The 17,809-nt window shown below is 47.1% G+C and carries 10 protein-coding genes and 4 pseudogenes; 1 reads left to right on the forward strand and 13 read right to left on the reverse strand.

Features of this window, described 5'->3' with window-relative positions; translation table 11 throughout:
- Positions 1-11: 11 nt before the first annotated feature.
- From D368_RS06090 to hemA, 7 genes and pseudogenes are all read right to left on the reverse strand, one after another.
- A complete protein-coding gene (locus D368_RS06090) occupies positions 12-1,676 on the reverse strand; it encodes a LysM peptidoglycan-binding domain-containing protein (protein ID WP_128574635.1) in 1,665 nt (554 codons plus the stop codon).
- Between the two features lie 132 nt (positions 1,677-1,808).
- A complete protein-coding gene (gene hemL / locus D368_RS06095; protein ID WP_003152633.1) occupies positions 1,809-3,098 on the reverse strand; it encodes a glutamate-1-semialdehyde 2,1-aminomutase in 1,290 nt (429 codons plus the stop codon).
- 28 nt (positions 3,099-3,126) lie between these two features.
- The gene (hemB, locus tag D368_RS06100) at positions 3,127-4,101 is read right to left on the reverse strand and encodes a porphobilinogen synthase (RefSeq protein ID WP_128574636.1); all 975 of its coding nucleotides are present in this window, start codon (positions 4,099-4,101) and stop codon (positions 3,127-3,129) included.
- Between the two features lie 2 nt (positions 4,102-4,103).
- Positions 4,104-4,886 (reverse strand): uroporphyrinogen-III synthase, encoded by a 783-nt coding sequence (locus D368_RS06105; RefSeq protein WP_128574637.1) that lies wholly within the window; start codon positions 4,884-4,886, stop codon positions 4,104-4,106.
- Positions 4,876-5,817, reverse strand: a complete 942-nt coding sequence (hemC, locus tag D368_RS06110) for a hydroxymethylbilane synthase (RefSeq protein ID WP_061862443.1) — start codon at positions 5,815-5,817, stop codon at positions 4,876-4,878. Before hemC ends, D368_RS06105 begins: the two co-directional genes overlap by 11 nt.
- Positions 5,818-5,851: 34 nt before the next feature.
- Positions 5,852-6,681, reverse strand: a pseudogene (locus D368_RS06115) (cytochrome c biogenesis protein).
- 7 nt (positions 6,682-6,688) lie between these two features.
- Positions 6,689-8,056 carry a glutamyl-tRNA reductase gene (gene hemA / locus D368_RS06120; RefSeq protein ID WP_128574641.1) on the reverse strand — a complete coding sequence of 456 codons (1,368 nt, stop codon included), beginning with the start codon at positions 8,054-8,056 and terminating at the stop codon, positions 6,689-6,691.
- 194 nt (positions 8,057-8,250) lie between these two features.
- On the opposite strand from hemA, the pseudogene D368_RS06125 reads away from it, so the two are divergent.
- Positions 8,251-8,743, forward strand: a pseudogene (locus D368_RS06125) (hypothetical protein).
- A 43-nt stretch (positions 8,744-8,786) separates the two neighbouring features.
- On the opposite strand, the pseudogene yihA reads toward D368_RS06125, so the two are convergent.
- The 6 genes and pseudogenes from yihA to ddcA form a co-directional block, all read right to left on the reverse strand.
- Positions 8,787-9,361: pseudogene (gene yihA / locus D368_RS06130) on the reverse strand (ribosome biogenesis GTP-binding protein YihA/YsxC).
- Positions 9,358-11,681, reverse strand: a pseudogene (gene lon, locus D368_RS06135) (endopeptidase La). Before lon ends, yihA begins: the two co-directional pseudogenes overlap by 4 nt.
- 200 nt (positions 11,682-11,881) lie before the next feature.
- Complete coding sequence (lonB, locus tag D368_RS06140) at positions 11,882-13,540, reverse strand: ATP-dependent protease LonB (RefSeq protein WP_003152622.1); 1,659 nt, start codon at positions 13,538-13,540, stop codon at positions 11,882-11,884.
- Between the two features lie 150 nt (positions 13,541-13,690).
- Entirely contained in the window at positions 13,691-14,953 is a 1,263-nt protein-coding gene (gene clpX / locus D368_RS06145) for an ATP-dependent protease ATP-binding subunit ClpX (RefSeq protein WP_003152620.1), read from the reverse strand.
- 271 nt (positions 14,954-15,224) lie between these two features.
- Positions 15,225-16,499, reverse strand: coding sequence for a trigger factor (tig, locus tag D368_RS06150; RefSeq protein ID WP_003152618.1), 1,275 nt, complete (start codon positions 16,497-16,499; stop codon positions 15,225-15,227).
- A gap of 216 nt (positions 16,500-16,715) precedes the next feature.
- Positions 16,716-17,720, reverse strand: coding sequence for a DNA damage checkpoint antagonist DdcA (ddcA, locus tag D368_RS06155; RefSeq protein ID WP_070082174.1), 1,005 nt, complete (start codon positions 17,718-17,720; stop codon positions 16,716-16,718).
- Between the last annotated feature and the right edge of the window lie 89 nt (positions 17,721-17,809).

The raw sequence follows: 17,809 nt of genomic DNA on the forward strand, positions 1-17,809 counted from the left end.
CCTCTTTGTGCTTACACATGGCTGTTATTATATTCAGGTATATACAGAAGCTGACCTTCCTCAAGCTCGTCATCAAACGATAAAGCATTCGTTCGGATGAGCTGCTGGGATGTAATGTCATATCGTTCACACACCCGGTCGATTGTATCTTGCTGCTGCACGATACAAATTTTCATTCTTGAAAACTTTTCTTCTTCCCTTGTAAATAATTTTGTCAAGTAATGAGAGTTGTCATTTTCCTTCTGCTCGGTTCCCGGTGCCGCTTCTTCATTCTTTCTTTCAGGCTTAAGCGGCTCAGGCTGTTCAGCTTGCGCCGGCTCCTCAGGCGGCAGTTTGGAAAACTGAAAAGACAAATCGAGAGGCTTCCCGGTTTCCTCCTCCGGCGGCGCCATCTTCCTTACCTCAATTTCAAACCCTTCTTCATCATGAGCCTCTTCTTCAAGCAGCTTAGGAGCGCTGTAAAACTCCTCTTCCTGCCGTTCCGGAACGAACTCACGATAAACGGGCGCCTGCTCTTCTTGAAAAACCGCAGGCTCACCTTCGTCTTCTGCCGCCTTATGATCGCTCTGGCGGAGAAGCGGCTCGGCCTCTGGCTGCTCTTCTTTTTGAAGGAAGGGCTGTTCCGCAATTTTTGGTTTTTCTGCATGCGGAGTCAAAGTGAAAGCAGGGAAAACCGGTTCGATATCATCTTTTGGCTCTTCCTGCGCTTCTGCTGAATCATCCTCAAATACGGGTTCATTCCTCACAGCTGACATGATTGCAGGCTCCTCAGCTTCTTCCGGCTCTTCTTCGTGCTGGAAGGAAACGGGAGGAGGAGGCTCAGTAAAGGAAACAGGTTTCGGCACCTCTTCTTGCTCCCTCAGAATCGGGGCTGCTTCCTGCTCTTCTTCCTGCTCCCTCAGAATCGGGGCTGCTTCCTGCTTCTTCTTCCGCTCCCTCAGAATCGGGGCTGCTTCCTGCTCTTCTTCCTGCTCCCTCAGAATCGGAGCTGCTTCCTGCTCTTCTTCCTGCTCCCTCAGAATCGGAGCTGCTTCCTGCTCTTCTTCTTCCTGCCTGAGTGAAGGCGGGATTTCTTCCTCGTTTTTCTCTGTTTCTTGTGCTGCTTCTTCTGATACAGTCAAAGGTATTTCAGGCTCATGGCGTATCATTAATTCTGGTTCATTTTCGTCCTCAGAATGATGTCCGGCAAGATTGATCATTTCTTCTCTGGCAAATTCAGGCGCCACGTACAAAGGGATCTCCGGCTCTTTTGGCTCGGATTCCTCAAGCAGCCCTTCAATTGCCAAATCAGCTTGAATGGTTAAGATCCTTGAATCCGTCAGCTGATAATCAAAGGCATCAATAAATACGAAAACATCATTGAGGTGGCTCACTTTATTTTTCGGAATCGTGATGTCCACCGGGAAACAATGAATGAGCTCGGCCGTGCCATCCTCCCTCGCCCTCACTTCCTCTACATGCCTCAGCTCACTATTAAGCTCTTCAAAATGACTGCTGTGATCTATGTTGTACTCGCCAGTAAGTTCTAATGACCCTTTAATTGAGACATAATCATTTACTTCCTGCACCCTGATGTCAGGGTCTAATGAAATCGAAAGTAATTCAGAAACTTCCTGTCCTTTTTGGAAACAGATTGATTCTTCAACAGAAAATTGCAATCGGTGATTATGCGGCAAGTTCATATCCTCCTTTCATCTAATCCATACAATTAGATGTCACTAAAGGTGTATGCCGCAATCCGGGAAAATATGATAATGGAGGCATTGAAAAAAGCCGATACAAGTCTTGCTTGCATCGGCTTTTCGGTATCAGCGGCTGATCGCCTGGAACACTTTCTCAGCGGCTTGAATGGTATTTTCAATATCCTCCATTGTATGCGCAGTGGAGAGAAACAATCCTTCAAATTGAGACGGCGGCAGAAATACGCCTGCGTCGGCCATCCCTTTATAATACTTGGCGAACAGCTTTAAATCAGAAGATTTGGCTGCTTCATAGTTAATGACAGGCTCATTGGTGAAAAAGAAGCCGATCATTGACCCCGCCCGGTTAAACGTGTGCGGAATGCCATGTGCTGCAGCTGCTTTTGAAATGCCTTCTTCAAGCATATCGCCTTTTTTCACAAATTCTTGGTAAGATTCAGGTGTGAGCTGCTGTAACGTCTCAAGTCCCGCTGTCATGGCAAGCGGATTTCCCGACAATGTTCCCGCCTGGTAGATCGGACCGCTCGGCGCGATTCGTTCCATAATGTCAGCTTTGCCGCCATACGCACCGACAGGAAGACCTCCGCCGATGACTTTGCCGAGACACGTTAAGTCAGGCGTCACGCCGAAATACCCTTGCGCACAGTTATAATCCACGCGAAAACCGGTCATGACCTCATCAAAAATGAGCAGCGCGCCATACTGTTCCGTAATGTCGCGAAGTCCTTGTAAAAAGCCTTCCTGCGGCGGAACAACGCCCATATTGCCTGCTACCGGTTCAACAATGACCCCGGCAATATCTTCTCCGTACTCCCGGAATGCGAGTGCAACGCTTTCCAAGTCGTTGTATGGAACAGTAATCGTATTCATTGCTATTCCTTCCGGCACGCCCGGGCTGTCCGGCAGGCCGAGTGTCGCCACTCCGGATCCCGCTTTGATCAGCAGCGAATCACCATGGCCGTGGTAACAGCCTTCAAATTTCAAAATTTTGTTGCGGCCGGTATATCCTCTTGCCAGACGCAGGGCGCTCATTGTCGCCTCTGTGCCGGAGCTGACCATCCGCACGATTTCAACAGACGGCACACGGTCAATGACCAATTTGGCCAGTTCGTTTTCCACTTCAGTGGATGCCCCGAAACTTGTCCCGTTCTCGGCTACTTTTTTCAGACTTTCAACGACCCGGTCGTTCGTGTGGCCCAAAATGAGCGGCCCCCAGCTCAGGACGTAGTCGATATATTCATTGCCGTCAATATCAAAAATTTTCGATCCTTTTCCGCGCTGCATAAAGATCGGGTCCATATCAACTGATTTAAACGCGCGCACCGGGCTGTTCACTCCGCCCGGCATCAGTTTCTGCGCTTCTTTAAAAGCGGCTTTTGATTTTTCATAGCTTCTCATCTGCCTCAGCTCCCGTCAAATGAAATCGTTACTCAGCAAGCCATTTTGCTGCGTCTTTTGCATGATACGTCATAATCAGATCGGCTCCTGCACGTTTCATGCCCGTTAAAATTTCCAGCACCATTTCTTTTTCTTTAATCCAGCCGTTTTGGGCTGCCGCTTTCACCATGGAATACTCCCCGCTCACATTATATGCGACCAGCGGCAGGTGATGGCGGTTTTTCACATCACGCATAATATCTAAGTATGACATAGACGGTTTGACGATTAAAAAGTCAGCGCCTTCTGCCGCGTCTGATTCAGCCTCACGTAGCGCTTCCAGGCGGTTGGCCGGATCCATCTGATATGTTTTTCGGTCACCGAACTGCGGCGTGCTGTCAGCCGCGTCGCGGAACGGACCGTAAAATTCACTTGAATATTTCACGGCATAAGACATGATCGGAACATTCGTGAATCCTTCTTTGTCGAGCGCTTCCCTGATCACTGTGACAAAACCGTCCATCATATTTGAAGGAGCGATGATGTCAGCGCCGGCTTTAGCCTGGCTGACGGCTGTCTGCGCCAGCAGTTCAAGCGACTCGTCATTCAGGATTACTCCGTCTTTCACGACGCCGCAATGGCCGTGATCCGTGTATTCACAGAGACATGTATCAGCGATGACGATCATTTCAGGATAATGCTTTTTAATTTCAGCAATCCCTTTCTGCACAATGCCGTGATCGTGAAAAGCCTGGGTTCCGCAGGCGTCTTTTTCTTCCGGCACGCCGAAAACGATGACCGACTTAATGCCGAGCGATATCAGCTCATCCATTTCATCCTTTAACAAATCGAGTGATACATGATAAACCCCCGGCATGGAAGGAACTTCTTTTTTTCCTTCGAGCCCTTCAACGACAAATAACGGGTAAATAAAATCTGTAGGGTGAAGACGTGTTTCTTTTACTAAATCTCTCATCGCAGCGTTCGCGCGCAAACGGCGGTGTCTGTTAAATGTTTGATTCATCATTATCTATCCTTTCCCGACATGCTGCACATGACGTCCAGCATGCCTTCAATCGTATAGGTGTCAGGCACATGGGATGAGATCCCGTATTCCAAGAGCGCTTTCTCTGTCAAAGGGCCGATGCTGATATAGCTCGCACCGCTGTTTTCCCACGCTTTTTCTCCGTCACCGACCGCGTGCATAAACGTATGCACCGCCGATGAGCTGGTAAACGTAATAAAATCAAAATGAGAGCGGGATGCAGCCCATCTCAGCTCGTCCATGCCTTTTTCATCCTGAATGGTATTGTATAACACCCATTCCCTTATTTGATAGCCAAGCGGCTCAAGCTCCGCTTTTATGACATCGCGTGATAAATTGCCCTTTATCACTGAAATGGGTTCGGCAGCTGATGCGTGCCGTTTTAAAGTATCAGCCAGACATTCCGCCACATACTCGTCAGGCATCGCATCCGTCCGGGCTCCCCGCTCTTTCAGGGCGCGCGCTGTCTTTTCACCGACGGCTGCGATTTTTTTCCGTCCCGAAAGCGCAAGGCCGTGCTGATCAAGGTAGGAAAAAAAGAACCGGACACCGTTTACGCTTGTAAACACAAGCCAGCCCGGTTCAGAAAGGTCTTCCCGCAGACTGTCCGCACATTCATCCGGGAGCGCTTCCTGAAAAGCGATCAGAGAGGCGGAAACAGCCGTTCCGCCGAGCGCCTCCACTTTTTGTCGGAACGGTGCTGCCTGTCTTTTGTTCCGGGTGACGAGCACGGTCTTTCCTTGTAAAGGAAGGTCATTTGCCATCCTGATCGAGCTCCTGTTTCACGCTGTCGATTAGTGCTTTGGCTCCTTTTTCAGACATCATCGCCGCACAGCGTTTCCCGATTTCTTCCGGATCATGTCCCGCCGCTGTTTCTTTATAAATCGTCTTTCCGTCCGGAGACGCGACAAGACCGACCAATTCAACCTCATCCCGGTCATTGACGGACGCATACCCGGCTATCGGCACTTGGCAGCCGCCTTCCATCGCGTGTAAGAAAGCCCGTTCGGCTGCCACCGTGCGCTGCGTATACTCATCGGTAAATTGCGCAAACAGCTTCAAAAGCTCTTCATCCGACTCTCTGCATTCAATAGCAAGAGCGCCTTGGCCGACCGCAGGCAGACAGCGGTCCGGTTCGAGGAATTCAGATACGACATCATCTTTCCAGCCCATTCTCGAAAGCCCCGCAGCCGCTAAAATAATAGCATCGTAATCTTCCGTTTCAAGCTTTTGAAGTCTCGTATCGATATTGCCTCTGATCCACTTAATTGTAAGGTCAGGGCGTTCAGCAAGAATCTGGGCGCTTCTTCTTAAACTGCTGGTGCCGATGATGCCCCCTTCTTTTATGCCGTCCAGCTTTTGATGCCCTTTTGAAATGAGCGCATCACGCGGATCCTCACGTTTCGGTATGCAGCCTATGACAAGACCCTCAGGCAAAACGGCGGGCATGTCTTTCATGCTGTGAACCGCCATATCAATCTCCTGATGCAGCAGCGCCTGTTCAATCTCTTTGACAAACAAACCTTTGCCGCCCACTTTTGACAGTGTAACATCGAGGATGCGGTCGCCTTTTGTGACAATCTCCCGGATTTCAAAGTCATAGGAAGGATTCAATTCCTTCAGTTTGTTAATCACCCATTTTGTCTGGGTCATAGCCAGTTTGCTCCGTCTGGAACCTACCTTAATCGTTCTCATTTTCTTTCCTCCCGAATCTGTTTGGGCGCGTGCGTTAACTGAACCAATGGAATTGTGACAGGCTTCCGAGCAGGAAGTAATTAATCATCAGCACGAGAAAACATGCTGAATTCCATAACGCCGCCACTTTTCCCTGCAGTTCCTTAATCATTCTGATATATAAATAGTAGCTGTATAAAAGCAGCACAATAAACGAGCCGAGCACTTTTGAATCAAACCAGTACAGCGTTTCCAGCGACACATACGCCCAGATCACGCCTAATATCAGGCTCAACAGCAGCATCGGAACCCCGATGACATTTAAAACGTAAGCCATATAATCAAGTTTTGACAAATCTTCAATTCTCAACAGCCATTTTCCCCATTTTTTCTTCTTTAATAAAGAATATTGAAACTGATAAAGAAGCGAAAAGACAAAAGAAAGGGAAAAAGCGCCGTAAGACAGAATCGCCATTGTAATATGAATGACCAAAAGCTCTGAGACCAGCTGGCCGGAAAAGGCGGCCGAATGCTGATCCGTCGGTGAAAACGTATGAATCGCAATCATCGAGAAACCGATGACATTCGTGAAAAACACGATAAAATCAACCCGAAGAATCTGCGTGACCACAAGTGAAAGCGTGACAAGCACCCACGCATAAAAGTAAAGGGCCTCTGTAATATTCAAGACCGGAAATCTGCCTGTCTGCCACATGAAATAAGAAAGATAGACGGTTTGCAGAGTCCAGACAATAGAAAGCAACCAGAAGGCTATTTTTCCAGCCTTCCGGTTGTGTTGAAGAAAATCTATAAAGTAAAAAGGACGCTTACTGCATAAATAACAATTGTCGCTTCATTAAGTCTTGCCATTGCTGTATCAATCATACAGCCCTCACTCACTTACAAGCGGACGTAAGCCCGTTTTTGCTTCTGCCTTTTGAAACGAATGAACCGTCTGGCGGTTATCCAGGCTTTTGTCCAGCTGGCGGCCGGCCTCTTCCTCAATATCGAAAATCTGCATAAACAGCTTCAGCTTTTCATCTGAATCCGCTTCAACCGCAAGCTCTTTCGCTTTCAGAATCGGGTCGCGCAGCATTTGGTTAATGATGCTTTTCGTATGTTTGCTGAGAAGTTTTTTCTCTCTTACCGTCAGATGAGGCAGCTTGCGCTCAATGCTCTGCATCGTATCGGACTGGATGGACAGCGCCTTTTCACGCAGCGCCGAAATGACCGGCACGACGCCCAGCGTATTAAGCCACTGCTTAAACTCAACAATTGCCGCTTCAATAAACAGCTCGACTTTTTCAGCGGTTTCGCGGCGTTCTTGTAAGTTGGCTTCAACGATTCCTTCAAGGTCATCAATATCGTACAGAAAAACACCTTCAAGATCGTTAAGCGCCGGATCGAGGTCTCTCGGCACAGCGATATCCACCATAAATAACGGACGGCCTTTCCGCTGTCTGCCCGCTCTCTCCATCATTTCTTTAGACACGACGAAATCACTTGCGCCTGTCGAACTGATTAAAATATCAGCTTCAGCAAGTGCATGTTCAAGCTGGTTTAAGCTGCGCGCTTCTCCGGAGAAACGGTCAGCAAGCGCTTTTGCCTTCAAAAACGTTCTGTTGATGACCGTTACTTTGCCGATACCCTGACCGTGCAGGTTTTCTGCGGCGAGCTCGCCCATTTTTCCCGCACCGAGAATCAAAATGTGCTTATTTGACAATGAGCCGAAGATTTTTTTCGCGAGTTCAACGGCGGCGTAACTGACGGAAACGGCATTGGCGCCGATATCGGTTTCGGCATGCGTGCGTTTGCCGACGGTCACCGCCTGTTTAAACAGCTCATTGAAAATGGTGCCGATCGTCTTTTCTGCCTGCGCCGTTTTAAAGCTCGAGCGGACCTGGCCGAGTATTTGCGTCTCTCCGATGACCATGGAATCCAAACCGCACGCCACACGGAATAAATGCTCGATCGCCGCGTCGCTCTCATAAAATTTCAGAAACGGAGACAGCTCTTCTTTCGGCAGCGAGAACCATTCGGATAAAAATGTCTTTATATAATAACGGCCGGTATGAAGCTGGTCGACCACCGCATATATTTCGGTGCGGTTGCAGGTTGACACGATAATGTTTTCAAGAACGCTTTTTTCTTCTTTTAAACGGAGCATCGCTTCTGCAAGCTCATCCGGCTGAAAACTTATTTTTTCGCGTATTTCAATAGGGGCGGATTTATAATCTACTCCCACAACAAGAATATGCATCGCTTTCATGCACCCCCGTACATCGCAATTTATTTATAATCATTCTAACATAGAATTTATTATTTATAATAATTATAACATAGTTTCTTCGGGAAAATGTGAACAGATTTCAAAAATGTTATGCTATAGTATAAAAAGCTCGTTTCCACTGTAATCATCATACTAAAAATCCTTTACTGCGGGTAGGTGACAGGATGAAAAAAACATCAATTTTATTACCGGGACTTCTGCTTGCCGCTTCATTATTCGCATGGCTTCAGAGCGGACAGGTTCACCTGTTTGCGAATCAGGGGGAATGGCCGGTGCTCCTTATGCTCTTGGGGGCCGTGCTCTTGTATCAGGGCAAAAGGGAAGCGGCCGGGCCTCACGTCCTGATCGGCATGCTTCTTTTCGGCATAGGTTTACACTTTTTTCGCCAAACCTGAGCTCTCATGGTGGCCGGGAGATTTTGAAATGATTCTCTTCGTCTTCGGATTCTCCTTATTTGCGGCAGCCAGAAAAGAATATGTATACGAAGCGGCTGCCATGATTGGTTTTTCCCTCTTTTTATACTTCTTTAAACAAATTACGGCGTGGCTGGAGTCCGTCCATATTCCGACGGAACACTTCAAAACATACTGGCCGTATGTTTTCATCGGAATCAGCCTTTTATTATTGTTTATCAAGCGGAACAAAACTATACGATAAAACCCAAAACGCACCGCGTTTTGGGTTTTTCATTACCGGCTGATCATTTTTTAATGGCTCCCCATGCTTCATCTTTGCCTTTTTCGTTTCAGAGGAAAATAAAATCAGCTCATCTTCAGGATCCATATCAAGCGTCTGTTTGACAACCTTTAAGTGCTTGTCCCATTTTCCTTTTGGAATCTTATCCGCTTTTGTCGCGATAACGATGACGGGAATGCCGTAATACTTCAGGAATTCATACATGTTCACGTCTTCAGCAGACGGCGCGTGCCTGAGGTCGACAATCTGCACGCAGGCTTTCAGCTCTTCGCGGGTCGTCATATAGGTTTCAATCATTCTCCCCCATGCTTCCCGCTCGCTTTTGGAAACTTTCGCAAATCCGTACCCGGGAACGTCGACAAAATGCAATTCATCATTGATGATGTAAAAGTTTAAAGTCTGTGTTTTCCCCGGTTTTGATGACGTTCTGGCCAAGTTTTTCCGATTGATTAATGAATTGATAAAAGATGACTTTCCTACATTTGATCTGCCCGCCAGCGCGATTTCCGGAAGCCCCCCATCAGGGTACTGTTCGGGTTTGACCGCGCTGATCACGATTTCTGACTTTGTGACTTTCATTTCTTCTCTCCTACTAAGGCATGTTCCAAAACGTCATCCAGGTGAGACACGAATATAAACTTCAGTCCTTCTCTGACGCTTTCTGGAATATCCTCTATATCTTTTCGTTATCTTTAGGCGCAATAATAGTGGTCAGGCCCGCTCTGTGCGCGCCGAGCGCCTTTTCTTTCAGTCCGCCGATCGGAAGCACGCGGCCCCGCAGCGTGATTTCTCCCGTCATACCGACTTCGCGTTTTACCGCACGGTCCGTTAATGCTGAAACGAGCGCCGTGGCCATCGTAATTCCGGCAGAAGGGCCGTCTTTCGGCACCGCTCCTTCAGGGACATGGATATGAATGTCATACTTCTCATGGAATTTCGGATCGATTCCGAACTGTTCCGCTTTCGAGCGGACATAACTGAAAGCGGCCTGCGCTGATTCCCGCATGACATCTCCAAGCTTCCCTGTCAGAACCAGCTTTCCTTTTCCCGGTGACAATGACACTTCGATTGACAGCGTATCTCCGCCGACCGTCGTATACGCAAGCCCCGTGACAACCCCGATTTGATCTTCGGTTTCCGCCTGTCCGTATCTGAATATCCGTTTTCCGAGATAGTCGGCCAGATTTTTCTCTGTAACGGTAATGCGTTTTCTCTCCTCAGACACAATGGCCTTTGCAGCCTTTCGGCAAATGGCGGCAATCTGGCGTTCAAGCGTTCTCACGCCGGCTTCCCTCGTATAGTAGCGGATGATGTCCGTAATCGCCTGATCCCGAATCTGCAGGTTGCTCTTTGTGAGGCCGTGCTCTTTGATTTGTTTCGGAAGCAGGTGGTCTTTCACGATCTCCAGCTTTTCGTTTTCAGTGTAGCCTGACAGGCTGATAATCTCCATTCTGTCTCTGAGAGGGCCCGGGATGGAAGCAAGGTTATTCGCAGTCGCGATAAACAGCACTTTCGATAAATCGAACGTCTCTTCAATATAGTGGTCGCTGAATGTGCTGTTTTGTTCCGGATCCAGCACCTCAAGCATCGCCGAAGACGGATCGCCTCTGAAATCAGACGACATTTTGTCGATCTCGTCGAGGAGAAAGACCGGATTTTGTTTGCCGGCTTTTTTCATTCCCTGGATAATCCGGCCCGGCATCGCCCCGACGTATGTGCGCCGGTGCCCGCGGATTTCAGACTCATCGCGCACTCCGCCCAGTGAAATTCTCACAAAACGGCGTCCCATGCTCGTACTGATTGATTTTGCAAGAGATGTTTTACCGACTCCCGGAGGTCCGGCGAGACAAAGAATCGGCCCTTTCAGCGTTTTCGTCAGCTGTTTCACGGCCAAATACTCCAAAATCCGCTCTTTCACTTTCTCTAAGCCGTGATGCTCTTTATCTAAGATTTCCCCGGCTTTTTTAATATCAAGTTTATCTTCTGTTTCATCCGACCACGGAAGGGCGATGAGCCAGTCGATATAGTTGCGGATAACAGAGCTTTCCGCTGAGCTTGACGGCACTTTTTCGTAACGGCTTAATTCCTTAAGCGCCGTTTCTTTGACACGCTCAGGCATGCCTGCTTCTTCTATCTTTTCCGTGAGCGACTGAACTTCGCCGGTTTTTCCTTCTTTGTCGCCAAGCTCCTTCTGAATGGCTTTCATCTGTTCGCGCAAATAGTATTCCTTTTGAGTGCGTTCCATCGAACGTTTGACGCGCTGACCGATTTTTTTCTCAATCTCCAGCACTTCTTTTTCATTATGAATGGAACGAATGACCTTATTCAGACGTTCTTTAATATCCGCCGTTTCTAAAATGTCCTGCTTGTCCTTTAATTTCAGCGGGAGATGAGAAGCGACGATATCCGCCATTCTGCCGGGCTCTTCAATATCAGTCACAGCCGCATACGTTTCTGCGGAGATTTTTTTAGAAATTTTTATGTACTGGTCAAAATGGTCCAGCAGCGTCCGCATAAGCGCTTCGTCTTCCACGTCTTTTGAATCATCCTCATGCATCAGCTGTATATCGACCGAAGTATAATCTTCGAGTTCGGTGTATTCAAGGATCTGCGCCCGCTGAATGCCTTCTACAAGCACTCTGATCGTACCGTTGGGCAGCTTCAGCATCTGTTTAATTTTTGTATAAGTGCCGACGGCGAAAATATCCTCTTCACCCGGTTCGTCTATCGAAATATCCTGCTGAGTGGCTAAAAAAATCATATGATCATGCATCATTGCCTGTTCAAGAGCCTGAACCGACTTGTCACGGCCTACATCTAAATGTAAAACCATTGTCGGGTATACCAATAAGCCTCTTAAAGGGAGGAGCGGGATGCTGCGTTTTGTATCTTCTGCCATGTGACTGACACCTCCGTGACTTTAGTATGAACCATTATAATACAACTTTTTCATCGTTGTACAATTCCGGGATCGGGCTTTAATCGGCTTATCCGCCTGCCCTGTATATAAAACAGTCTCTTCGTAGTATACCCTTTCTTTCTGTTCTGAAAAAGGAAAAGATGTCCTCCATAAAAAAAACCCCATTATAAAAATGGGGTTTATACAGATTCTTTATTCATTTGGATATCAAACGGTTTTTGTTCTGAAGGAGGGTCAACCAATATGACGTCAAGCACTTCCTGGAACGTTTTTACCGCTTTAATGGTGATTCCGTCTATTCGTTTCAGAATGGACTGCTGATTTTCATATGGGATAATGACCGTTTTTGCTCCGGCCTGTTTTGCGGCTTTAATTTTCGGAATGACGCCGCCGATCGGTTTGACAAGCCCCGTCAGGCTGATTTCTCCCGTCATCGCCACCGTATGGTCGATCGGGATGCGGTGAATCGCGGAAAAAATCCCCGCGGCCATCGCGATACCTGCTGAAGGTCCGTCAATCGGGCCTCCGCCCGGAAAATTGACGTGAATGTCATAGTCTGAAGGTTTGATGCCCATTGTGCGGAGAACCGTCAGAACATTTTCCACAGATCCCTTCGCCATGCTTTTGCGGCGGATCGACTTCGATTGGCTGCCGATGCTTTCTTCCTCTGCAATTCCCGTGATATTCAGGCTTCCTTTGTCCTGCGCAGGTGTGACATTCACTTCGATTTCCAGCAACGCGCCGCTGTTCGGCCCGTAGACGGCAAGTCCGTTCACGATGCCGACTTGCGGTTCATCGGCGATTTTCTGCTCATTTTTAGGTGTGAGCTGACTGGAATGAACAACCCATTCTATATCTTCTGTCGTGATTTCTTTTCTGTCCTCAGTCACCGCCATGCCGGCGGCGATCTGGATCATATTGACGGCTTCACGTCCGTTTCTCGTATATGCGGTCAGCACGCTGAGAGCTTCGTCAGAAATCTCTTTCTGAATTTTGTCGGCTGCTTTCTTCGCAACGATTTTAAGTTCATCCTTTTCCAGCTCGCGGAAAAATACTTCAAGACAGCGCGAACGGATGGCCGGCGGAATTTCAGTCGGCATTCTCGTTGTCGCTCCGATCAAACGGAAATCCGCCGGAAGCCCATTTTGAAAAATATCATGAATGTGATTCGGTATTTGCGTATTTTCTTCACTGTAATACGCACTGTCTAAAAATACTTTTCGGTCTTCAAGCACCTTCAGCATTTTATTCATCTGAATCGGGTGAAGCTCGCCGATTTCATCAATAAACAATACCCCGCCGTGAGCATGGGTCACAGCCCCCTGTTTCGGCTGCGGAATGCCTGCCTGGCCCATCGCACCCGCTCCCTGATAAATCGGATCATGCACTGAACCGATAAGCGGATCGGCAATCCCCCGTTCATCAAACCGCGCGGTCGTCGCATCAAGTTCAACAAAAACAGCCTGCTTTTGAAACGGTGACTGTTTATGTTTTTTCGCTTCTTCCAATACCAGCCGCGCCGCAGCCGTTTTACCGACTCCCGGAGGACCGTAAATAATGACGTGCTGCGGGTTCGGTCCGCAAAGCGCTGCTTTTAACGCTTTAATTCCGTCTTCCTGGCCGACAATGTCCTGAAAGCTTTTCGGCCGCACCTTTTCTGATAAAGGTTCTGATAAACTGATGGCGCGCATTTTGCGCAGCTGTTCCATTTCCTTTTTTGATTCTTTATCTATCGTCACTTTTTGTGTTCGCTGGTTTTTGAGCAGATTCCAAAAATATAGTCCGATGACTATCCCGAAAAACAGCTGTACAAATAATGCGATCCCTGTCCAACTCATGCTGGTCCCTCCTGAAAAAACGATTTATGTATCCAATTCATTCCTCTGTCCGCTAGTATCTCCCAGCAAAGCCCGGAATAAACATTTTCAGAAGGGTCAGGACAAGAAAAAAAACCTCCTGATTAATTCGGGTCAGGAGGTTTTGTCGTGTTATGCTGATGTTTTATCTTGGCCGACAACAGTGCCGTCTTTTAATACAAGACGCGGCGCTTCACCGTCTGCGACTGTCGCTCCGGTAATGACACATTTTTCAATATCATCGCGGGACGGCAGATCAAACATGACGTCAAGCATGATGCCTTCAATGATAGAACGCAGGCCGCGTGCGCCTGTTTTACGCTCGATCGCTTTTTTCGCAATTTCAGATAATGCCTCGCCTTCAAATTCAAGCTCGACATCATCAAGTTCTAACATTTTCTTGTATTGTTTGACGAGTGCGTTTTTCGGTTTAGTCAGAATTTCAACCAGTGCCGTTTCGTCAAGCTGCTCAAGGCTTGCAATGACAGGAAGACGGCCGATGAATTCAGGAATCAGACCGAAACGGAGCAGGTCTTCCGGGAGAACTTTAGAAAGCAGTTCTTCTTTTTCCAGGTCTGCCGCTTTATTATCTGAGCCGAAGCCGATGACTTTTTGTCCGAGACGGCGTTTGATGATTTGTTCAATGCCGTCAAATGCACCGCCGCAAATGAACAGAATGTTCGTCGTATCGATCTGGATGAATTCCTGATGAGGATGTTTACGTCCTCCTTGAGGCGGCACGCTTGCAACCGTTCCTTCAAGAATTTTCAGCAGCGCCTGCTGAACGCCTTCGCCTGATACGTCGCGTGTAATGGACGGGTTTTCAGATTTCCGCGCTACTTTATCGATTTCATCGATATAAATAATGCCTTTTTCTGCTTTTTCCACATCATAGTCTGCTGCCTGAATCAGCTTGAGGAGGATGTTTTCTACGTCCTCACCGACATATCCGGCTTCAGTCAGAGATGTAGCGTCCGCGATCGCAAACGGAACGTTCAGAATACGCGCAAGCGTCTGGGCAAGAAGTGTTTTCCCGCTTCCAGTCGGTCCGATTAAAGAAATATTACTTTTAGAAAGCTCAACATCATCCACTTTACTGTTGGAATTGATGCGTTTGTAATGGTTGTATACCGCAACCGCAAGTGATTTCTTCGCCTGATCCTGTCCGATGACATATTCATTCAGAATCTCACGGATTTCCTGCGGCTTCGGAACGTCTTTAAATTCGACTTCTTCTTCTGTACCAAGCTCTTCCTCTACGATTTCTGTACAGAGCTCAATACATTCGTCGCATATATATACACCCGGTCCTGCAACCAGCTTACGAACCTGATCTTGCGTTTTTCCGCAGAACGAGCATTTCAATTGTCCTTTTTCCTCGTTGAATTTAAACATTCTTTCACCCCTTAATCTTGTCTCACTTTTTCTTTTACCTGAAGGGCAAAAGAAAACGGTTCTTGCTACGATCGAGTATGTATTGCATTTTACCATACTTTCCAGTAAGACGGTAACAATGTGTTTCGCACTTGCACATTCTATATGTATGACGAAAAACAGCCCGGCAATGACTATCTTGCCCCAAGAAAAAGAGTTATATCATAATTGTACAAAACAAGGCACGAATTAATCGCGCCCTGTTTTATTATGTCTATTATTATGAACCATATTAACGGTTTTCTACAAGAAAATCAATTGCTTTTCGAACTTTTAAATCTTCTTTCATCGCGTCAGTTGAACCGATTGCCTGCTTGATGTTTTCAACCGGCATGTTGTAAGCTTCAGCCATTTTAGTCAGCTCAGCTTCAACTTCTTCGTCTGTTACTTCAAGGTTTTCAGCTTGAGCGATCGCTTCAAGAGTCAGGTTTGATTTTACGCGTTTTGCGGCATCTTCTTTCATTTGCTCTTTTAACGCGTTTTCGTCTTGGCCTGAGAATTGAGTGTAAAGCTCAAGGTTCATGCCTTGCATTTGCAGACGCTGTTCGAATTCTTTCAGCATGCGGTCAAGCTCAGTGTCGATCATCGCTTGAGGAACATCAGCTTCAGCGTTTTCAGATGCTTTCAGAACAAGCTCTTCACGCAATTTAGCGTCAGCTTCGTTTTCTTTTGCTTCTTCAAGGCGTTTTTTTGTTTTCTCAGTTAATTCAGCAAGCGTTTCAACTTCTTCGTCAATGTCTTTTGCGAATTCGTCGTTAAGCTCAGGAAGCTCTTTCGCTTTGATTTCATGAATTTTCACTTTGAAAACAGCTGGTTTTCCGGCAAGCTCTTCAGCGTGGTACTCTTCAGGGAATGTTACTTCAACATCCTTTTCAGCGCCTGCTTCAAGGCCTGTTAACTGCTCTTCGAAGCCCGGGATGAATGAACCTGATCCTACTTCAAGTGAGTAGTTCTCAGCTTTTCCGCCTTCAAACGCTTCGCCGTCAACGAAACCTTCGAAGTCAAGAACGACTGTATCGCCGTTTTCAACAGCGCCTTCTTCTTTCACGACAAGCTCAGCCTGACGCTCTTGAAGCGCTTTAAGTTCGTTTTGTACATCTTCGTCAGTAACGGCAGTGTCATCTTTTTCGATTCCTAAGCCTTTGTAATCGCCAAGTTTCACTTCCGGTTTTACAGTCACTTTTGCAGTGAAAATTAAGCTTTCGCCTTTTTCGATTTTTTCAACATCGATTTCAGGGCGGTCTACAGGCTCAATGCCGGCTTCTTCAACCGCTTTAGGGTATTCTACAGGAAGTAAAATATCTAAAGCATCCTGGTAAAGAGCTTCAACGCCGAAACGCTGTTCGAATAAACCGCGGGGAACTTTCCCTTTGCGGAATCCAGGAATAGAAACCTGTTTTACTACTTTTTTAAATGCATCATCAAGAGCTGTTTTGAACGTATCCGCATCAACTTCAACCGTTAATACGCCTTCGTTGCCTTCTTGTTTTTCCCATTTTACAGACATGTGTTTCCCTCCAAAAATCTATTCAGGTTGTGTCGGTCTTCCATTCTAAAGCAATCCGCGGCTTTGTCAAAGAAAAAACCGCTTTGAATCAGAATCATTATGTAATGAACTGGCAGCCTGTCCAACCGTAATTCTCATTTCAGTTAAACCGCTATACATAAATACAACCACTATATTATAACATAACGCCTACCGCTTTCAACTATATGGTGTGATTTACAAATAAGAAATTTCTTCAATATCCTTAATCATCGTGCAGGCTTCTTCGAGTTCGCGGCTGTCAAACTCGTACATCATATGAAGTTCCTCCGGCTCAATGTCAATGCCGTGCATCTCGTAACCGACCTTATGAAGCGCAGCCGCCCATAAATCCGCGTTCAAAAACTTCGGCATAAAAGGGTGCAGAACGTACAGATGCCTTCTCCACAGCTCCTCGACGGCAGCGTATAATGTAGGGTTTTCATTGCCGAGCGTTTCATCAAGCACCCGGAGAACGCGGTGCAAAATCGGAGCCGCATCAGGCTGAACCGTTTCACTCGGAACCGCGGTCATTGAATCGCCGAATTTTGTAATATGGACCGGCTTGCTGTAGTCGTGCTCCGCCATCAGTGTCAAAATCATTGTCTTGATAAGAGGATGCGCGCCCGGATCTTGAAGAATCGTTTTTAAGAGACCCGTGTATTTTGCAATATTGCGGTCTTTAAGAGAATGAATCAGATTCATTTGTTCAGCGGGGCTGTTCAGCACTTTTTCCGCATCAAGAATGTCCTCGTATTCCTCCTCCCACGCCTCATCCTGCTGATCGGGATCGGTCATTTTGCGGCTGAATTCGAGCAGCCGGTAGAATTGCTCCGCACTTTCTGCGGGCAGCTGGTTTTCTTCCAGCACAGCTTCAATTGTGCTTTTGACTTCTTCATATTGTTTCAGCTGAATTAAAATGGTCATGTACACCTGCAGCACGGTGAAATAATGGCCGTACCCTTCATTCAGCATTTTCTCGCAAACTTGTTTTGCTTCTTCCAATTCCCCGAGTTCCAGAAAACAAATCGCCATGCCTAAATGTACGTCGGACTCGGTATCGCCGTGGCTTACCGCCTCTGAAAACAGTTCGAGGGCCTCCTCATACTGTTTATCCTTCATGGCGGCCATCCCTTTATCAACCAAGCGTTCTTTCAGACGGGGGAAAGGAATGATATCAGCTTTTTTCTTGTCATGCGTCATACTTTATTTCCTTTCAGGCGCTATTTTGTTCAAGTGTATCAACACGCGTCATGAAACACAAGAAAGGATGATGCACACGGTAAAAAAAG

The organism is Paenibacillus lentimorbus NRRL B-30488, assembly GCF_000411595.1.
Classification (GTDB): Bacteria; Bacillota; Bacilli; order Bacillales; family Bacillaceae; genus Bacillus; species Bacillus velezensis.